Source organism: Streptomyces bungoensis, assembly GCF_001514215.1.
Taxonomy (GTDB): Bacteria; Actinomycetota; Actinomycetes; order Streptomycetales; family Streptomycetaceae; genus Streptomyces; species Streptomyces bungoensis.
The window spans coordinates 1-822 of record NZ_KQ948916.1 but is presented as its reverse complement, the minus strand read 5'-3'; the positions used below and the strand labels follow the sequence as shown (position 1 = coordinate 822).

Annotated in this window: 1 protein-coding gene; it reads right to left on the bottom strand. The window is 67.4% G+C overall.

Annotated features, from left to right (window positions below; all coding sequences use genetic code 11):
* Positions 1-822, bottom strand: an 822-nt coding sequence (locus AQJ66_RS36625) for a glucose-6-phosphate isomerase (protein WP_482255557.1), incomplete at both ends; no start/stop codon positions are given.

Genomic DNA, 822 nt, shown 5'->3' with positions numbered 1-822 from the left:
CGACGCGCTTGGCGAGGACCTTGCCGAGTTCGACGCCCCACTGGTCGAAGGAGTCGATGTTCCACACGGCGCCCTGGACGAACACCTTGTGCTCGTAGAGGGCGATGAGCTGGCCGAGTACGGACGGGGTCAGCTCGCGCGCGAGGATCGTGGTGGTGGGGTGGTTGCCGCGGAAGGTCTTGTGCGGGACCAGTTCCTCGGGCACGCCCTCCGCGCGGACCTCGTCGGCCGTCTTGCCGAAGGCGAGCGCCTGGGTCTGGGCGAAGAAGTTGGCCATCAGCAGGTCGTGCTGGCCCTTGAGTTCGTCGCTCAGCTCGGCGGCCGGCGTCGCGAAGCCGATGAAGTCCGCCGGGATCAGCTTGGTGCCCTGGTGGATCAACTGGTAGTAGGCGTGCTGCCCGTTGGTGCCCGGGGTGCCCCACACGACCGGTCCGGTCTGCCAGTCCACCGGGGTGCCGTCGCGCTGCACCGACTTGCCGTTGGACTCCATGTCCAGCTGCTGCAGGTAGGCGGTGAACTTCGACAGGTAGTGGCTGTAGGGCAGCACGGCGTGCGACTGGGCGTCGTGGAAGTTGCCGTACCAGATGCCCAGCAGGCCCAGCAGGAGCGGGGCGTTCGCCTCGGCCGGGGCGGTGCGGAAGTGGTCGTCGACCAGGCGGAAGCCGTCCAGCATCTCACCGAAGCGGTCCGGGCCGATCGCGATCATCAACGACAGGCCGATCGCCGAGTCGTAGGAGTAGCGGCCGCCGACCCAGTCCCAGAACTCGAACATGTTGGCCGTGTCGATACCGAAGTCCGCGACCTTCTCCGCGTTGGTCGACA